Origin of the sequence: Streptomyces sp. LHD-70 (assembly GCF_031157275.1) — a bacterium.
Lineage (GTDB): Bacteria > Actinomycetota > Actinomycetes > Streptomycetales > Streptomycetaceae > Streptomyces.
Genome location: NZ_JAVIFW010000025.1, coordinates 34727 through 52027, shown reverse-complemented (window position 1 = coordinate 52027; position 17301 = coordinate 34727). Strand labels below are relative to the sequence as shown.

General features: G+C 71.1%; 14 protein-coding genes. 5 read left to right on the top strand and 9 right to left on the bottom strand.

Annotation, left to right across the window (positions count from 1 at the left end):
* Positions 1-83 precede the first annotated feature (83 nt).
* The 3 genes from RCO28_RS33945 to RCO28_RS33935 form a co-directional block, all read right to left on the bottom strand.
* The gene (locus tag RCO28_RS33945) at positions 84-716 is read right to left on the bottom strand and encodes an LPXTG cell wall anchor domain-containing protein (protein ID WP_308945194.1); all 633 of its coding nucleotides are present in this window, start codon (positions 714-716) and stop codon (positions 84-86) included.
* A gap of 290 nt (positions 717-1006) precedes the next feature.
* Positions 1007-1507: an ATP-binding protein gene (locus RCO28_RS33940; RefSeq protein WP_308945193.1), complete on the bottom strand. Its 501-nt coding sequence runs from the start codon at positions 1505-1507 to the stop codon at positions 1007-1009.
* Positions 1508-1840: 333 nt separating this feature from the next.
* Positions 1841-2209, bottom strand: a complete 369-nt coding sequence (locus RCO28_RS33935; RefSeq protein ID WP_308945192.1) for an STAS domain-containing protein — start codon at positions 2207-2209, stop codon at positions 1841-1843.
* Positions 2210-2619: 410 nt separating this feature from the next.
* Between RCO28_RS33935 and RCO28_RS33930 the strand changes: the two genes are divergently transcribed.
* Positions 2620-3477, top strand: a complete 858-nt coding sequence (locus RCO28_RS33930; protein WP_374991303.1) for an RNA polymerase sigma factor SigF — start codon at positions 2620-2622, stop codon at positions 3475-3477.
* Positions 3478-3626: 149 nt separating this feature from the next.
* On the opposite strand, the gene hutI is transcribed toward RCO28_RS33930, so the two are convergent.
* The 4 genes from hutI to hutU all read right to left on the bottom strand — a co-directional run bounded on the left by hutI (position 3627) and on the right by hutU (position 9269).
* Complete coding sequence (gene hutI, locus RCO28_RS33925; protein WP_308945190.1) at positions 3627-4796, bottom strand: imidazolonepropionase; 1170 nt, start codon at positions 4794-4796, stop codon at positions 3627-3629.
* A gap of 125 nt (positions 4797-4921) precedes the next feature.
* Positions 4922-6256, bottom strand: a complete 1335-nt coding sequence (locus tag RCO28_RS33920; protein WP_374991302.1) for a formimidoylglutamate deiminase — start codon at positions 6254-6256, stop codon at positions 4922-4924.
* Positions 6253-7455 carry an allantoate amidohydrolase gene (locus RCO28_RS33915; protein WP_308945188.1) on the bottom strand — a complete coding sequence of 401 codons (1203 nt, stop codon included), beginning with the start codon at positions 7453-7455 and terminating at the stop codon, positions 6253-6255. Before RCO28_RS33915 ends, RCO28_RS33920 begins: the two co-directional genes overlap by 4 nt.
* Positions 7456-7607: 152 nt before the next feature.
* A complete protein-coding gene (gene hutU, locus RCO28_RS33910) occupies positions 7608-9269 on the bottom strand; it encodes a urocanate hydratase (RefSeq protein WP_308945187.1) in 1662 nt (553 codons plus the stop codon).
* A gap of 153 nt (positions 9270-9422) precedes the next feature.
* On the opposite strand from hutU, the gene RCO28_RS33905 reads away from it, so the two are divergent.
* Entirely contained in the window at positions 9423-10784 is a 1362-nt protein-coding gene (locus RCO28_RS33905; RefSeq protein ID WP_308945242.1) for a diaminopimelate decarboxylase, read from the top strand.
* 173 nt (positions 10785-10957) lie between these two features.
* Entirely contained in the window at positions 10958-12325 is a 1368-nt protein-coding gene (locus RCO28_RS33900) for an APC family permease (RefSeq protein ID WP_308945186.1), read from the top strand.
* 183 nt (positions 12326-12508) lie between these two features.
* Here the strand turns inward: RCO28_RS33900 and RCO28_RS33895 are convergent, their stop codons facing one another.
* A complete protein-coding gene (locus tag RCO28_RS33895; protein WP_374991300.1) occupies positions 12509-13372 on the bottom strand; it encodes a MurR/RpiR family transcriptional regulator in 864 nt (287 codons plus the stop codon).
* Positions 13373-13483: 111 nt separating this feature from the next.
* On the opposite strand from RCO28_RS33895, the gene RCO28_RS33890 reads away from it, so the two are divergent.
* Positions 13484-14911 carry a cytosine permease gene (locus RCO28_RS33890; RefSeq protein WP_308945184.1) on the top strand — a complete coding sequence of 476 codons (1428 nt, stop codon included), beginning with the start codon at positions 13484-13486 and terminating at the stop codon, positions 14909-14911.
* Complete coding sequence (locus RCO28_RS33885) at positions 14892-15299, top strand: hypothetical protein (RefSeq protein ID WP_308945241.1); 408 nt, start codon at positions 14892-14894, stop codon at positions 15297-15299. The genes RCO28_RS33890 and RCO28_RS33885 overlap by 20 nt, the downstream gene beginning before the upstream one ends.
* A 461-nt stretch (positions 15300-15760) precedes the next feature.
* Here the strand turns inward: RCO28_RS33885 and RCO28_RS33880 are convergent, their stop codons facing one another.
* Positions 15761-17152, bottom strand: a complete 1392-nt coding sequence (locus RCO28_RS33880) for a cystathionine beta-synthase (RefSeq protein WP_308945183.1) — start codon at positions 17150-17152, stop codon at positions 15761-15763.
* Positions 17153-17301: the final 149 nt, after the last annotated feature.

The window sequence follows — 17301 nt, the reverse complement described above, 5'->3', positions numbered from 1 at the left end:
GGGGGAGTTTGAGGACGAGCCCGCAGGGCGACAGACGGCGCGCTGGTCCACGGCAAGGAACAGACGACGCAAGCCCCGCCGACCTACCCCCGCACCTGATTCCGCCGAGTAAGCCACAGCACCCCCGCCGCGCCGACGAGGACCACCGTCCCGCCGAGCGTGCCGAGCGCGACGGCCGAGTCCTCCGGTCCGGTCTGCGGAAGTTCCGCGCCGCCGCCCGACGGTGCGCCGCCGCCCGCCGCCTTCACGTCGAGGGTGAGGGAGGGCTTCGGGTTGTTCTTGGGCGTACAGGTGGTGGTCGTGCCAAGGGCCTTGATGGTCAGCGTGGACGCGGTGAAGGTGACCTTGCCGGACTTCTTCGGCGTGTACGTACCCGTCAAGTCACTGATTTTGATGGGGGTGTTGGCGGGGATCGCCTCGGCGTTGGGCGGCCCGGTGACGGTGACGGCGCCGCTCTCCGCGCCGCCGAGCTTGATCTGCGCGCTGGGCTTCATGGCGCCCTTGCCGAGCTCCACCGGGCTGGACGAGACGCCCTTCTCGAAGGACATGGTGAGCTTGTGGCCGCCGCCGCTCTCGACGCTCTTGATGTCGATGGGCGATACGGCCCCCTTGTTGCCGATCGGCGTCTTGCACTGGTAGTCGACGTCCACGACCTCGGCGTGCGCGGCGGGCGCGGCGAGCAGCACCGCCGAACCGGCCAGTCCTGCGGCCGCCACGAACGCGGCGCAACGCCGGCCTGCCGACCGGTCCGGCGACCGCCACCCGCCTGCGGCCTTTGTCTTCGGGCTCTTCGGGTACGACACCTTGAGTTCCCCTCTTCCCACTGCCCGTGCGTCACCGACAATTCCTGACGGCACATCAGATCGGGCGCTCAAGGTACGCCGGGGACCTTGTGGAGGGAAGACAAAAGACAGCCCGGATCTCGGGCTGCCGAAGGGGTGGCCGAAGGGCCGCGCCAAGGCCACCGAACCTGCGGTAACCCTTGGGAGGACTGCTGGGTGAACTCCTAGTTGGGCGCGGCTAGTTCGGCCCAGACCGTCTTGCCCGACTGTCCGGGCACGCGCACGACGCCCCAGTCGAGGCAGAGCCGCTGCACGATGAACATGCCGTGTCCGCCGGGCCGGCCGGCGCGGTGCGGAGTGCGCGGCGAGGGCTGTCCCGCACCCCGGTCGGTGACCTCGAGGCGGAGCACCTTGGTGTCGCAGCCGACCCAGAGCTCGCTGGCGCCCTCGGCGTGCAGGCAGGCGTTGGTGACGAGTTCGGAGACGACGAGCAGGACGTCCTCGGCGGCCGCCCGCTGGTCGGCACCGGCGGCGGGCAGCCAGCCCCAGTCGTAGAGCGCCTGCCGGGTGAAGTCGCGGGCCAGCGGTACGACGCCGCTGGCGCCGTCGAGACTGAGCTTGCGGACCTGGCGCACAGTGGGCTCACCCACCGGTTCGCTCACCTCACCGGTGGCCCCCGGCTCCGGGCCGCGGTCGCCCGGCGAGAAGGGCCGGGTGGTGCTCATCAGCGCTTCACCTCACCGATTCACCAGTTCTTGAGATCTGTGCCGGATCTGGTCGATCCGTTCGATCTGTCGGGACAACAGGGACAACATGTCGGGGCGGACACTCGGGGCGAGTGCCCTGGTTGCGGCCGTAGCACGCACTACTCAGGACGAAGAGTGCGGCAGAAGCGGTTCTGCATCCGCCGGCATTCAACAGATCCAGCAGTCTCCTGCCCGGCCCTTCCGTGAGAACACCCACTTCTTGAGTCCGGGCCATGTGATGCGGATTACGTGTCGATCACACATAGGCAACGCAGATCACGGAGAGACAACCGTGCCGTAACTCACGTGCGCTCAGTCGGCCAGGGCCGATTCGAGGGATTCGTGCACGGTGAAGACGGCGTCCGCACCGGTGATCTCGAAGACCCGGGCCACCACCGGGAGCATCCCGGCCAGATGGACGCCGCCGCCCGCCGCCTCCGCCTTCAGGCGGGCACCGAGCAGGACGTTGAGCCCGGTGGAGTCGCAGAACTCCAGCCGTGAGCAGTCGACGACCAGGCGTGAGCTGCCCTGGTCGAGGCAGCGCTCCAAGGGTTCGCGCAGCAGATCCGCGGTGTGGTGATCGAGTTCACCCACCGGCGTCACGACGGCGGTCGCGCCGTCGCTCTGCACTTCGACCCGAAGCCGGCCCCGGTTCGCACTGCCGACCGTCTGGCGGTCCATGCCGTCTCACTTCCGCAGGTCTCGAGCTGGTCTCTGACGCCCGGAAAGCCTACGCCTTCACTACGCCGCCGGACACCCGAACATCCACCCGAAAACGGGCATAACGCCAGGTAAGCCACTTGCAAGCGGCCGCCGGAACCGGGTAGGCCTAGTAAGGACACCACCCGACACGGCCGGCTACGGAGGCGCCGCACACACGTAGTGCACGTATTGGCATCGGCAGCCATATGCCGAGAACGATGGAGGACCTCATGTCACCCCGGCTCGACGCATCGCCTACCCGCAACGCGACGTCGGCACCAGCTGACCACTTCGATAACGAGCTCCACACCCTCCCGGCTCCCCGCTCGGAAGCAGCGGAAACCCTTCACGGGGCGGAAGCCGCGGACGGCACGGACGGCACGGACGCCATGGAGGCCGCGACCGGCCCCGGCGCCCCCGTCCTCGTCGAGGAGCTCACGGATCTCCCGGACCTGCCCGAGATCCCCCCGTACGACGAAGTCGGACCGCTGGACGCAAGGGCCCTGTCCAAGACCCTCTTCGGGCGCCTCGAGACGCTCGAGGAAGGCACCCACGAGTACGCGTACGTGCGCAACACGCTCGTCGAACTCAACCTCGCTCTGGTGAAGTTCGCCGCCTCCCGGTTCCGCTCCCGCAGCGAGCCGATGGAGGACATCATCCAGGTCGGCACGATCGGTCTGATCAAGGCCATCGACCGCTTCGAGCTCAGCCGCGGCGTCGAGTTCCCGACCTTCGCGATGCCGACCATCGTCGGCGAGATCAAGCGTTTCTTCCGCGACACCAGCTGGTCGGTGCGCGTCCCGCGCAGGCTCCAGGAGCTGCGTCTGGACCTCGCCAAGGCCGGCGACGAACTCGCCCAGAAGCTCGACCGCGCCCCCACCGTGAACGAGCTCGCCGAACGCCTCGGCATCTCCAACGACGAGGTCGTCGAGGGCATGGCGGCGTCCAACGCCTACACGGCGAGCTCCCTGGACGCGCAGCCCGAGGAGGACGACTCCGAGGGCGCGCTCGCGGACCGCATCGGCTACGAGGACCACGGGCTCGAAGGCATCGAGTACGTCGAGTCGTTGAAGCCGCTGATCGCCGATCTCCCGCCGCGCGACCGGAAGATCCTCTCCCTGCGGTTCGTGGCGAACATGACGCAGTCCGAGATCGGCGAGGAGCTCGGCATCTCGCAGATGCACGTCTCGCGCCTGCTCTCGCGCACGCTGGTACGGCTGCGCAAGGGTCTGACGGTCGAGGAGTGACCTCGCCCGAGCGGTGAAGCGGTGACGCACCACCTCGTGCCACGCACGCCAGCGGCGGCGGTGGCGGGGGCGCTCCTCCCGGTGGGAGAGCGCCGCCGCCACCGCCGCCTCGGCGTTTCTGTGGCGTGTTCCCGGTGTCCGGCTCCGCCTCAGCCGAGCAGCGTGCCCCGCTGCCAGACCTCGCGGACCAGCGGGACGCCCGGCCGGTAGGCGAGGTGGACATGGCTCGGGGCGTCGAGCAGCGCCAGGTCGGCGCGGGCGCCCGGGGTGAGGCGGCCGACGTCGGTACGGCGCAGCGCCCGCGCACCGCCCGCCGTGGCCGCCCAGAGCGCCTCGTCCGGAGTCATCCCCATGTCCCGTACGGCCAGGGCGATGCAGAACGGCATGGACGACGTGAACGACGAGCCCGGGTTGCAGTCCGTGGAGAGCGCGACCGTGGCGCCCGCGTCCAACAGGCGGCGCGCGTCCGGCCATGCGGCGCGGGTGGAGAACTCGGCGCCGGGCAGCAGCGTCGCGACGGTGTTGCCCTGCGCGAGCGCGTCGACGTCCGCGTCCGTGAGGTGGGTGCAGTGGTCGGCGCTGGCCGCGTCCAGCTCCACGGCGAGCTGGACGCCGGGGCCGTACGAGAGCTGGTTGGCGTGGACGCGCGGGTGCAGGCCCTTCGCGCGGCCCGCCGTCAGGATGGCCCGCGCCTGGTCCCCGTCGAAGGCGCCCTTCTCGCAGAACACGTCGACCCAGCGGGCGTGCGGCGCACAGGCGTCGAGCATCGCGCCGGTGACGAGGTCCACGTACGCGGCGGGGTCCTCGGCGAAGTCCGGGGAGACGATGTGCGCGCCGAGGTAGGTGACCTCGTCGGTGTGACGGCTCGCGATGCGCAGGGCGCGGGCCTCGTCCTCGACGGTCAGTCCGTAGCCCGACTTGGTCTCGAAGACCGTGGTGCCCTGGCGGGCGGCCTCCCGGAGGTAGCGGACGAGGTTCGCCTCCAGCTCCTCGTCGCTCGCGGCGCGGGTCGCGGCGACGGTGGTGCGGATGCCGCCCGCGGAGTAACTCCGGCCCTCCATCCGGGCGTTGAACTCCTGGGTGCGGTCGCCCGCGAAGACCAGGTGGGAGTGGGAGTCGACGAAGCCGGGGATGGCTGAACGGCCTTCCGCGTCGTGCGCGCGGTCGGCCTCGGGGGCGTCCTTGGCTCGCCCCACCCAGGCGATGCGCTCGCCTTCTACGACCACGGCTGCGTCCTGGATCTGGCCGAGGGGGCCTTCGCCGAGGGCGGGGTCGTTGGTGACGAGGTTGGTGATGTTGGTGATGAGGGTGGTGCTCATGGTTCCTCTCCGTGGTGGTGCTGGGGCTCCGCCCCAGACCCCGCTCCTCAAACGCCGGAGGGGCTGTTTTTTCAGCCCCTCCGGCGTTTGAGGAGCGGGGGTCCGGGGGCTGGCCCCCGTGGCTGTTACTCGCGCAGCGCTCCGATCGCCGATGCCAACGCCGACGGCACGTCCGGGACCAGTAGATGCGTACCGTCCCGTACGACATGGCGACCGCCGACCACCGTGTGCCGGACATCCGCCGCCGACGACGCGAACACCGCCGTCTCCGCCGCAAGGCGGGGCAGCGCCCCGACCGTGCGGACCGAGTCGAGGGCGATCGTCGTGAAGTCGGCCAGCGCGCCCGGCTCCAGAGCTCCGGCGTCCTCCCAGCCGATCGCCGCGTGGCCGTCGGCCGTGGCCGCGCGGAGCAGGGCGGCGGCCGTCCAGTGGCCGCGGGTGCGGGTGCGGAGCCGCTCGTCGAGCTCCATGGCCCGCGCCTCCTCCAGGAGGTCGATCGCGGCGTGGCTGTCGGTGCCCAGGCTGAGCGTGGAGCCGCGGCGCTGCAGATCGGCGGCGGGGCCGATGCCGTCGGCGAGGTCGCGTTCCGTGGTGGGGCACATGCAGGTGCCCGTGCCGGAGTCGCCGATGAGCGCGATGTCGCCCGCGGTCAGGTGGGTGTTGTGGATGCCGGTGGTGCGCGGGCCGAGCACGCCGTGGTCGGAGAGCAGCCGCGCCGGGGTGCAGCCGTGCGCGGCCCGGCAGGCGTCGTTCTCGGCGGTCTGCTCGGACAGGTGCACGTGCAGCGGTACGTCCCGCTCCCGCGCCCACGCCGCCACGGTGCCCAACTGCCGGGCGGGGACGGCCCGTACGGAGTGGATGGCGGCGCCGATCCGCACCCCGTCGCCGGGCTTCAGGGCCGACGCCCGCTCGGCCCAGGCCTCGGCCGTGCCGTCGCTGAAGCGCAGCTGGTGCCGGTCGGGGGCGGCGCCGAAACCGGAGGAGAGGTAGGCGGTGTCGAGGAGGGTGATGCGGATGCCCGCGTCCCGGGCGGCGGCGATCAGCGCCTCGCCCATCGCGTTGGGGTCGGCGTACGGCGTGCCGCCCGGCGCGTGGTGGACGTAGTGGAACTCCCCGACCGCGGTGATCCCGGCGAGCGCCATCTCCGCGTACACGGCCCGCGCGAGCGCGTGGTACGTGTCCGGGTCGAGCCGCGCCGCGACCTGGTACATGACCTCGCGCCAGGTCCAGAAGGTGCCCGAGCCGACCTGCACGGTGGAACGCAGGGCCCGGTGGAAGGCGTGCGAGTGGGCGTTGGCGAGGCCGGGCAGGGTGAGTCCGCGCAGGGCGACGGCGCCGGGCGGCGGGGCCTCGACTCCGTTGCGTACGGCGGAGATCCGGCCCTCCGGCGTCACGTCCAGGGCGACTCCCGGCTCTACGTTCGTGCCGAGCCAGGCGTATTCCAGCCAGTAGGTCGTCATCTGCACGCGAGCCCCTCCAGTACGTCGGCGAGTGCGAGCACCCCGGCCACGCAGTCGTCCTCGGCCGCGAACTCGGCCGGGGAGTGCGAGACGCCCGTGGGGTTGCGTACGAACAGCATGGCGGTGGGGATCGAGCCGGACAGGATGCCCGCGTCGTGGCCCGCGCCCGTGCCGAGGACGGGTACGGGCCGCTCGGCCCCGGCGCCGAGGAGCGCGGCGAGCTCGTCGCGCAGGGCGTGCTCGAACTCGACGACGGGCGTGAAGGACTCCCGTACGACGGTCAGGTCCACGCCGTGCCGCTCGGCGTGCTCGCGGGCCGCCTTCTCGACGCCCGCGACCACCTGGTCGAGGCTCTCCTGATCGGCGGCGCGCGAGTCGAGCCAGCCGCGGACCAGGGACGGGATGGCGTTGACCCCGTTCGGCTCGACGGCGATCTTCCCGAACGTGGCTACGGCGCGGGCGAGTTCGGCCTCCCGACGGGCGGCGAGCACCGTCTCCGCGTACGGGAGCATCGGGTCGCGGCGGTCCACGAGCCGGGTGGTGCCCGCGTGGTTGGCCTCGCCCGCGAAGTCGAAGCGCCAGCGGCCGTGCGGCCAGATGGCGCTGGCGATGCCGACGGGGTCGCCGGACAGGTCGAGGGCGCGCCCCTGCTCGACGTGCAGCTCCACGAACGCGCCGATCCGCGCGAGGCGTTCGGGGTCGGGGCCGATGGCCGTCGCGTCGTACCCGGCGTTCTCCATCGCCTCGGGCAGCGTGATGCCGTCGGCGTCGCGGAGCCTGCGGGCGGCGGGGACGGTGAGCTGTCCGGCGGTGAGCCGGGAGCCTACGCAGGCGAGGCCGAAGCGGGCGCCCTCCTCGTCGCCGAAGTTGGTGATCGCGAGGGGTTTGGTGAACTCCGCGCCCCTGCGGCGGAGTTCGTCGAGCGCGGCGAAGGAGGAGACGACGCCGAGGGGGCCGTCGAACGCGCCGCCGTCGGGGACGGAGTCCAGGTGCGAGCCGGTGACGACGGCATCCCCTTGCGCCGGGTCGCCGAGCCAGGCCCACTGGTTGCCGTTCCGGTCCAACTCGTACGTGAGGCCGCGGGCCTCGGCCTGTTCCTTGAACCAGGTCCGGCAGTCCGCGTCCGCGGGGGTCCAGGCGTAGCGGCGGTAGCCGCGGGAGTCTTTGTCGCGGCCGATGGGGCTGAGGTCGCGCCACATCTGCTGGAAGCTGGGGGGTTCTTTCTCCCCGCCCCGCTCCTCAATCGCCGGAGGGGCTGAAAAATCAGCCCCTCCGGCGCTTGAGGAGGCCCGTCCGGCAGGACTCTGGGGAAGGGGCGGGTTAGGGGAAGAACCCCCGTCGCGCGGCACCATCACTCCGACCCCTCCCGCATGGGAACACGAACGCCCAATTCCGAGGCCACCGCGTCAGCGGCCTCGTACCCGGCATCGACATGCCGGATCACCCCCATACCGGGGTCATTGGTCAACACCCTCCGGACCTTCTCGCCCGCGAGGGTCGTACCGTCGGCCACCGTGACCTGGCCCGCATGGATGGAGCGGCCCATCCCGACGCCGCCACCGTGGTGGAGGGAAACCCAGGACGCGCCGGACGCCACGTTCACCATCGCGTTAAGGAGCGGCCAGTCCGCGATCGCGTCGGACCCGTCGAGCATCGCCTCGGTCTCGCGGTACGGGGACGCCACCGAGCCGCAGTCCAGGTGGTCGCGGCCGATCGCGAGGGGAGCCTGCAACTCCCCGCTCGCCACCATGTCGTTGAACCGCTCGCCCGCGCGGTCCCGTTCGCCGTAGCCGAGCCAGCAGATGCGGGCGGGGAGGCCCTGGAAGTGGACCCTTTCCCCCGCCATCCTGATCCAGCGGTGCAGGGACTCGTTCTCGGGGAAGAGGTCCAGGATCGCCCGGTCCGTCTTGTGGATGTCCGAGGCCTCCCCGGAGAGCGCCGCCCAGCGGAAGGGCCCCTTGCCCTCGCAGAACAGCGGACGGATGTACGCCGGTACGAAGCCGGGGAACGCGAACGCCCGCTCGTACCCGGCGAGTTGGGCCTCGCCCCGGATCGAGTTGCCGTAGTCGAAGACCTCGGCGCCCGCGTCCATGAAGCCGACCATGGCCTCGACGTGCCGGGCCATGGACTCGCGGGCGCGGGCCGTGAAGCCCGCCGGGTCCTTGGCCGCCGCGTCCGCCATGTCCTCGAAGGCGAGCCCGGAGGGGAGATAGGCGAGCGGGTCGTGGGCCGAGGTCTGGTCCGTGACGATGTCGATGGGGGCGCCCTCGGCGAGCAGCTGCGGCAGCAGTTCCGCCGCGTTGCCGAGCAGGCCGATGGAGAGCGGCCTGCGGGCGTCGCGGGCCTCGACGGCGAGCCGCAGGGCGTGCGCGGGCGAGTCGGCCCGCACGTCGAGGTACTTGTGCTCGATGCGGCGCTCGATGGCGCGCGGGTCGCAGTCGATGCAGATCGCGACGCCGTCGTTCATCGTCACGGCCAGCGGCTGGGCGCCGCCCATGCCGCCGAGACCGGCGGTGAGGGTGATCGTCCCGGCGAGCGTGCCGCCAAACTTCTTCTCGGCGACAGCCGCGAACGTCTCGTACGTGCCCTGGAGGATCCCCTGCGTGCCGATGTAGATCCAGGAACCGGCCGTCATCTGGCCGTACATGGTCAGGCCCAGCTGCTCCAGGCGGCGGAATTCCTCCCAGTTCGCCCAGTCGCCGACCAGGTTGGAGTTGGCGATCAGGACGCGCGGGGCCCACTCGTGGGTCTGCAGGACGCCGACGGGGCGGCCGGACTGGACCAGCATCGTCTCGTCCTGCTTGAGGGTCCGCAGCGTACGGACCATCGCGTCGAAGGAGCGCCAGTCGCGCGCCGCCTTGCCGGTGCCGCCGTAGACGACGAGCTTGTCGGGGTGCTCGGCCACCTCGGGGTCGAGGTTGTTCTGCAGCATCCGCAGAGCGGCTTCCTGCTGCCAGCCCAGAGCGCTCAGCTCCGTGCCGCGCGGTGCTCGGACAGGGCGGGGTCCCGACATCGACTGCCTCCTCCGTTGCCATGCCTCTACTGCCATACCTGTTCACATTCGTCTATTCACATGGTGGCTTTATGAATATCCCTAGTCAATCCCTGGGGCGCCTCGGCGCCGCGCGCCCGTCGATGATGGGATGGAGCCATGGCCATAGGTGACATGGACGCCACGACGGCGCTCTCCCCCGACCTTCCCGCCGCCGCAGCCGTCGCCCGCCGCGACGCGGCCGTGCGCGCCGCCGTCGCCCAGGGCCTCGTCGGCCAGGGCGCCCCGGTGGCCGCGCTGCTCGACATCGTCGGGATCCGCCGCTCCGCCGCCGCGCTGCGCTCCGCGTTCGCCGAGGTCACCGCCGCCCCCGTGCTGCACGCCTTCGCGGTCAAGGCGGCCCCGCTGGTGCCCGTCCTGCGGCTGCTCCGCAAGTCCGGTCTGGGCGCCGAGGTGGCGAGCCCCGGTGAGCTCGCCCTGGCCCGCGCCGCCGGGGTGAAGCCCTCGCACACCGTGCTCGACTCCCCCGCCAAGACCCCGGCCGAGCTGCGCCAGGCCCTCGCCCTCGGCGTCGCCGTCAACGCCGACAACCCGCAGGAGCTGGCCCGCCTCGACACCCTGACCCGCTCGGCGCCCACCCGCTCCGCGATCGGCCTGCGCGTCAACCCGCAGACCGGCGCCGGGTCCATCGACGCCCTGTCCACGGCCACCGCCACCTCGAAGTTCGGGGTCGGCCTGCGGGACACGGGGGCGCGCGAGTGGGTCGTGCGCGCCTTCCTGGACCGGCCCTGGCTGACCCGCCTCCACACCCACTCCGGCTCCCAGGGCGTGCCCCTGGACCTCCTCGCCGAAGGCGTCCGTACGACGTACGAACTGGCCGAGGAGATCAACCAGTTGGCGGGCCGGCGGCAGGTCGACACGATCGACATCGGCGGCGGCCTGCCGGTCAACTTCGACTCGGACTCCGAGGCGCCCACCTTCGCCGCGTACGCCCGGATCCTGCAGCGCACCGTGCCGGGTCTCTTCGACGGGCGGTACGCGCTGGTCACCGAGTTCGGCCGGGCGCTGCTCGCCAAGCACGGCACGATCGTGGCCCGCGTCGAGTACACCAAGGCCGCCGGCAACCGGCGCATCGCGATCACCCACGCCGGAGCGCAGGTTGCCGCCCGCACCGTCTACGCCCCGCAGTCCTGGCCGCTGCGGATCGCCGCGTACGACGCGGAGGGCAGGCCCAAGACGGGGGCGGCCGTCGCGCAGGACGTGGCGGGTCCCGCCTGCTTCGCGGGCGACCTGCTCGCCGAGAACCGGCCGCTGCCGCTGCTCGAACCCGGCGACATCGCGGCCGCCCTGGACACCGGCGCGTACTACTTCGCCACCCCCTACGCCTACAACAGCCTCGCCCGGCCCGGCATCCACGGGTTCTCCGCCGGTACGGACGGCGGCGTGCGGTTCGCGACGATCCGCAGCCCGCAGACGGTCGAGGAGGTCGTCGCAGAGTCGGGCGGCGAGCACATCCGCACGCTAGACGCGCTGTGAGGACAGCGGGCGCGGGCCCGGGCAGAATCAGTCCAGACAGTAAGACAGTCCGGACAGTCCAGACAGTCCAGAAGCTCAAGTGAAGCTCTGAGATACGGCCGCCGCGCATCCCCGTGCGCACCACGGGCAGAACATCCACCTGACGCATCAGCGATCGGGGGAGGTTTCCACAGATGTCCACCACCGACTCCACTGCGGCGAGGCCCGTACCTGAACCCTCGCAGCCCCCACTCAAACGGGCCATCGGTCCCAGACTGCTGATCCTGTTCGTGATCGGCGACATCCTCGGCACCGGCATCTACGCCACCACCGGCAACGTCGCGGGCAAGGTCGGCGGGGCCCTGTGGCTGCCGTTCGTCATCGGCTTCGTGGTGGCGATCCTGACGGCCGCCTCGTACGTCGAACTCGTCGGCAAGTACCCGAAGGCGGCCGGCGCCGCGCTCTACACGCAGAAGGCGTTCAAGGTCCCGTTCCTGACGTTCATCATCGCCTTCATGGTGATGGCCTCGGGCCTGTCGTCCGCGAGTGCCGCCGCCCGCGCGTTCAGCGGCGACTACCTCGACGAACTCACCGCCGGCGTGCTGCCGGCCACCCTGGTCGCGATCCTGTTCATCCTGGCCCTGGCGGCGCTGAACCTGCGCGGTGTCTCGGAGTCGGTGAAGACCAACGTGGTCCTCACCCTGGTCGAGTTGACCGGCCTCCTGGTCATCCTCGCGATCGGCGCGTACGCGGTGCTCAGCGGCGACGGGGAGCCGTCCCGCCTGACCGAGTTCGAATCCAGCGGTACGGGCTTCGCGCTGATGACCGGCATCCTCGGCGCGACCGCGCTCGGCTTCTTCGCGTTCGTCGGCTTCGAGGACTCGGTGAACATGGCCGAGGAGACCCAGGACCCGGCCCGCACGTTCCCGCGGGCCATCTTCATCGGCGTCGCCGTGACCGGCACGATCTACGTCCTGGTGGCGCTGGTCTCCTCGCTCCTGGTGGACACCCGGACGCTGTCCGGCTCCAGCGGCCCGCTGCTCGAAGTGGTCAAGGCGGGCGGCCTTGAGTTCCCGCCCAAACTCTTCGCCCTGATCGCGCTGTTCGCGGTCACCAACTCGGCCCTGATCAACATCATGATGGCCTCGCGGCTCTGCTACGGCATGGCCAACGAGCGCATCCTGCCGAAGGCGATGGGCCGCGTCCTGCCCCGCCGGCGCACCCCGGTCGTCGGCATCGTCTTCGTCTCGCTGCTCGCGATCGGCCTGGTGTCCACCGGCGAGATCGAAGGACTCGGCGACACCACGGCATTCCTGCTGCTCTGCGTGTTCGCGGTGGTCAACGTGGCGGTCCTGGTGCTGCGCAGGGACCCCGTGGAGCACAAGCACTTCCGTACGCCGACGATCCTGCCGATCCTCGGCGCGATCACGGCCCTGATCCTGGCCAGCCCGCTCGCGGACCGCTCGGCCGACGTCTACATCCGGGCCGGCGTCCTGCTGGTCATCGGCATCGGCCTCTGGGTCGTCAACAAGCTGGTGCTGAAGGCTCGCGGGGAGGAGTGAGGGGGCTTTCGGTCAGGGGAGGAGGGTGAACGCCGGTACGTGACTCGGGCGTACGGCGGAGAAGTGCCGGTGGTCGAGCGTCGCGACTTCGGTCAACCCGAGGCGCTCGGCCACCGCGACAACGGAGGCATCGGCATTCGTACCCGTACGGGCGAGCGCCCCCCTCCCCCAGCGAGCGCCCCCTCACTCCACGAACAACCCCCGCTCCGCGGCCCGCGTATCGAACTCCTCCAAGCGGGCCTGCGCGTCCGGAAGTTCGTCGGCCATGGCCTCCAGGAGCACCCGGCCGAGCAGCATCGGCGCGCAGGCCGTGTCGAAGGCGAGGCCGGTGCCGACGGCCGCCGGGATCAGCAGGTCGGACACCTTCGCGACCGGCGCGAACGCGCTGTCGGCCACCGTCACCACGGTCAGGCCGGCCTCCCGCGCGTACGTCAGCGCCTCGACCACCTCACGCGGATACCGCGGCAGCGCGAAGCAGAGCAGCGCCGAGGCCCCCGCCCGTACGGCCGCGTCGATCCGGTCGGCGAGCAGCGTGCCGCCCTCGCGCAGGAGCCGGACGTCGGGGTGCACCTTGGCGGCGAAGTACGCGAAGCCGTACGCCTGCGAGGCCGCCGCGCGCAGGCCGAGCACCGGCAGCGGCCGGGAGGCGGCGAGCAGCCGGCCGGCGCGCTCGACCGGCGCCGGGTCGGCGAGGGCGGCGGCGAGGTGCCGCAGGTTCTCGATCTCGGCCTCGACGGCCTGCTGGTACTCGTTGAACTCGCCCTGGCCCACGGCCTGTTCGGCCGGAGCGACCTCGCGCAGATGGCGGCGGAGCGCCGGGTAGCCGTCGAAGCCGAGCGCCACCGCGAAGCGGGTCACCGAGGGCTGGCTGACTCCGGCCAGCTCGGCCAGCTCCACGCTCGACAGGAACGGCACCTCGGCGGCGCGCCGCACCATGCAGTGGGCGATCCGCCGCTGCGTGGGGGTGAGGCGGTGCCCCTCGAAGAGCTGTTGCAGCCGGGCGGTCGGGCTGTCCGTCACCGGGGCCCCTCCTTCATCACCAGTCACTGTGTACCCAGGCGATTCGCGCCAGGGTATTGACAAATTATTCACTCACCAAGAACTCTGCATGACGTTATGCAGACAGGCAACACCGCTCCACCCGAACCTGGGGGACCCATGGCAGGCTCACTCGTCGAACAGCGGTCCATCGACGTCGTCCCGGACGAGGAACGGCACGGTACCGCCTTCTCCCAGTTCACCCTCTGGCTGGGCGCCAACCTGCAGATCACCGCCGTCGTCACCGGCGCACTCGCCGTGGTCTTCGGCGGCGACGTGGTCTGGTCCATCGTCGGCCTGGTCGTCGGCAACCTGCTCGGCGGGGCGGTGATGGCGCTGCACTCCGCGCAGGGGCCCAAGCTCGGGCTGCCGCAGATGATCCAGTCCCGGGCCCAGTTCGGGGTGCGCGGCGCGGTCGTGCCGCTGGCCCTCGTGATCGTCATGTACATCGGCTTCTTCGCCTCCGGCAGCGTCCTCGCCGGGCAGGCCGTGGGCGAGCTGACCCACCTCGGCGAGACCCCCGGCATCCTGATCTTCGCGGCCGTCTCCGGCCTCATGGCCGCCGTCGGCTACCGCCTGATCCACGCCGTCGGCCGCGTCGCCGGCGTGATCTGCGCCCTCGCCTTCGTCTACCTCGGCATCCGCCTCCTGGAGCGCGCCGACCTCACGACGCTGCTCGCGGACGCCCACTTCGACCTGCCGATGTTCCTGCTGGCGATCTCCCTCTCGGCCTCCTGGCAGCTGGCGTTCGGCCCGTACGTCGCGGACTACTCGCGCTATCTGCCGCGTACGACCTCGACCCGCGCCACGTTCTGGTGGACCCTGTCCGGCTCGGCGATCGGCTCGCAGTGGTCGATGACCTTCGGCGTGCTCGTGGCGGCCACGGCGGGCGGCGCGTTCATGGACAACCAGGTGTCGTACGTGGTGGGGCTCGGCGGCGGCGGACTGATCGCCGCGTTCCTGTACTTCGTGATCGCGCTCGGCAAGCTCACGATCAACGTCCTGAACACGTACGGCGGCTTCATGTCGATCGTGACGAGCGTCAGCGGCTTCCGCGGCCAGCGCGTGCTCTCGCCGCGCGGCCGGGCCGTCTACATCGCGCTGATCATGATCGCGGGCACGGTGGTCGCCCTGCTCGGCAAGGACAGCTTCCTCACCTCGTTCAAGGACTTCCTGCTCTTCCTGCTGACGTTCTTCACGCCCTGGTCCGCGATCAACCTGGTCGACTACTACCTGATCTCCCGCGAGCAGTACGACCTGCCGGCCCTGTCCGACCCGAACGGCCGCTACGGCGGCTGGCGCTGGGACGCCCTCGCGGTCTACGCGATCGGCATCGCCCTCCAACTCCCCTTCCTCGTCACGCACTTCTACACGGGCCCGCTCGTCGCCCCGCTCGGCGGCGCCGACATCTCCTGGATCGTGGGCCTGATCGTCCCGGCGGTGCTCTACTGGGCTCTGGCAGGCCGGAAGCGGAATACGGGGGTCAGCCCCACTGCGCCCGCCGCCGACGCTTCGTACCGTGAACCGCATGGAAGCCCGCGACCCTGAGCTGAAGAAGGAACTCCACGCCACGCTGCAGACCCGCAGGGAGCTGGGCGAGGAGTACGACTCCGTCCTGGTGGAGTCGTTCCTGGAGAAGGTCGAGCAGCGCCTCGACGCCACGGTCGACCGCCGCGTCCGCCGCCGCCTCGCCGAGGAACGGACGGCGGCGGTCCGCGGGGGCCGCGACTCCCTGGACGGCTGGGGCGAACGCTTCGGCTTCGCCCTGGTCTCGCTGATCCTCGCGGTCCCGCTCTCGGCGATCGCGGTGGTCAACGCGGGCCTGCTCGGCCTGACCGTTGCCTGGACCGGCATCATCGCCGTGAACGCCGTACACGCACGACACGGCCTCTTCACCCGCCCCCGCCGAAACCGCGACACGGACTGGTCGGACTGACCCGCGCCCACGATCCACCAACTGGCCGAGCGGGTAGCCGAGTTGACGCTTCTCTGGCCTGCTCCCGCACTTGAGGCCGCAGGGAGACAATCCAGCCCGTCCGGCGCCTGAGGACAAGGCCGCAGGCCGGGCAAGGGGGCGCTGGTCAACGGCATCAGAAGGCCGGGCAAGGGTGCGCTGGTCAATAGCACCAGAAGGCCGACGTAAGACGGGGAGTGCCCCGCAGGGACCACCGCACCGCCGGCAGAGTGCCGGAGGGCGGGACGACGGTGGTCCCCGCGGGGGACGCGGGCCGGGTCAGGGCCGGCGTGTTCCGCGTCCGAGGCGTTCAGGAGGTCCGGGAGCCGCTCCGGAGGAGTCCTGTGCGCCGACATCGACCAAGGTGCCGGAGCCGTGTTAAGCGGGTGCTGCGCGAACGTGTCGTGCTCGTACCGATTACCCGAACCCCGAGCCGTACAGGCCTACTTCTCGCGCGCCAGGTACGCGAGCAGGTCCTGACGGCTTACCACACCCGTCGGCTTGCCCTCGACCAGGACGATCGCCGCGTCCGCACCGGTCGCCGCGGACAGTACGGACATCAGGTCGGCCACCGGCTCGCCCGAGCCGACCTGCGGCAGCGGGTCGGACATGTGCTTCTCCAGCGGGTCGGCGAGCGAGGCCCGCTGCGTGAACAGCGCGTCGAGCAGCTCGCGTTCGACCACCGAGCCGATGACCTCCGCGGCCATCACGTCCGGGTGCCCGGCGCCCGGCTTCACGATCGGCATCTGCGAGACGCCGTACTCGCGCAGGACGTCGATGGCCTCGCCGACCGTCTCCTCCGGGTGCATGTGCACCAGCTTGGGGATGCCGCCCTCCTTGTGCTCCAGGACGTCGCCGACGCGCGGCTCGTCACCGGGCTGCTCCAGGAAGCCGTAGTCGTTCATCCACTCGTCGTTGAAGATCTTCGAGAGGTAGCCGCGACCGGAGTCCGGCAGCAGTACGACGACCACGTCGTCCGGGCCAAGGCCCTCCGCCACCTTCAGCGCCGCCACGACCGCCATGCCGCAGGAGCCGCCGACGAGCAGGCCCTCCTCCTTGGCGAGCCGCCGGGTCATCTGGAAGGAGTCCTTGTCCGAGACCGCGACGATCTCGTCCGTCACGTCCTGGTCGTACGCGGTCGGCCAGAAGTCCTCGCCGACGCCCTCCACGAGGTACGGCCGCCCGGAGCCCCCGGAGTAGACCGAGCCCTCGGGGTCGGCGCCCACGATCCGGACCTTGCCGTCGCTGATCTCCTTCAGGTAGCGGCCGGTTCCGGAGATCGTTCCGCCGGTGCCGATGCCCGCCACGAAGTGGGTGATCGTCCCCTCCGTCTGCTCCCACAGCTCGGGCCCGGTGGTCTCGTAGTGGGAGCGCGGGTTGGCGGGGTTGCTGTACTGGTCCGGCTTCCAGGCGCCGGGCGTCTCACGGACGAGGCGGTCGGAGACGTTGTAGTACGAGTCGGGGTGCTCGGGGTCCACGGCCGTGGGGCAGACGACGACCTCGGCGCCGTACGCGCGCAGCACGTTGATCTTGTCCGTGGAGACCTTGTCCGGGCACACGAAGATGCACTTGTAGCCCTTCTGCTGGGCCACGATCGCGAGGCCCACCCCGGTGTTGCCGCTGGTCGGCTCGACAATGGTGCCGCCCGGCTGCAGCTCGCCGCTCGCCTCGGCCGCCTCGATCATGCGCAGCGCGATGCGGTCCTTCACGGAGCCGCCCGGGTTGAAGTACTCGACCTTGGCCAGGACGGTGGCCCTGATGCCCGCGGTCACGTTGTTGAGCCTCAGCAGCGGGGTGTTGCCGACGAGACTGATCATCGAGTCGTGGAATTGCACCGTTGTCTCCGGTTCTCCCTAGGAATGCGGCCAGCCTAAGCGGAATTCGGCCGCCCGGCCCTGCACTTCGAGGGCCTGACGCATCGGACGCCGAGGGACCGCCGCACCGGACGCCGAGGGCCTGACGCATCGGACGCCGAGGGCCTGCC

Excerpts from the sequence above, each read along its gene's own strand:
- RCO28_RS33890 (WP_308945184.1), top strand. The coding sequence starts at position 13,484 with ATGGCAGGCTCACTCGTCGAACAGCGGTCCATCGACGTCGTCCCGGAC.
- hutI (WP_308945190.1), bottom strand. The coding sequence starts at position 4,796 with ATGAGCACCACCCTCATCACCAACATCACCAACCTCGTCACCAACGAC.
- RCO28_RS33920 (WP_374991302.1), bottom strand. The coding sequence starts at position 6,256 with ATGACGACCTACTGGCTGGAATACGCCTGGCTCGGCACGAACGTAGAG.
- RCO28_RS33905 (WP_308945242.1), top strand. The coding sequence starts at position 9,423 with ATGGACGCCACGACGGCGCTCTCCCCCGACCTTCCCGCCGCCGCAGCC.
- RCO28_RS33940 (WP_308945193.1), bottom strand. The coding sequence starts at position 1,507 with ATGAGCACCACCCGGCCCTTCTCGCCGGGCGACCGCGGCCCGGAGCCG.
- RCO28_RS33930 (WP_374991303.1), top strand. The coding sequence starts at position 2,620 with ATGGAGGCCGCGACCGGCCCCGGCGCCCCCGTCCTCGTCGAGGAGCTC.
- RCO28_RS33885 (WP_308945241.1), top strand. The coding sequence starts at position 14,892 with ATGGAAGCCCGCGACCCTGAGCTGAAGAAGGAACTCCACGCCACGCTG.
- RCO28_RS33935 (WP_308945192.1), bottom strand. The coding sequence starts at position 2,209 with ATGGACCGCCAGACGGTCGGCAGTGCGAACCGGGGCCGGCTTCGGGTC.
- RCO28_RS33915 (WP_308945188.1), bottom strand. The coding sequence starts at position 7,455 with ATGTGGCGCGACCTCAGCCCCATCGGCCGCGACAAAGACTCCCGCGGC.
- RCO28_RS33900 (WP_308945186.1), top strand. The coding sequence starts at position 10,958 with ATGTCCACCACCGACTCCACTGCGGCGAGGCCCGTACCTGAACCCTCG.
- hutU (WP_308945187.1), bottom strand. The coding sequence starts at position 9,269 with ATGTCGGGACCCCGCCCTGTCCGAGCACCGCGCGGCACGGAGCTGAGC.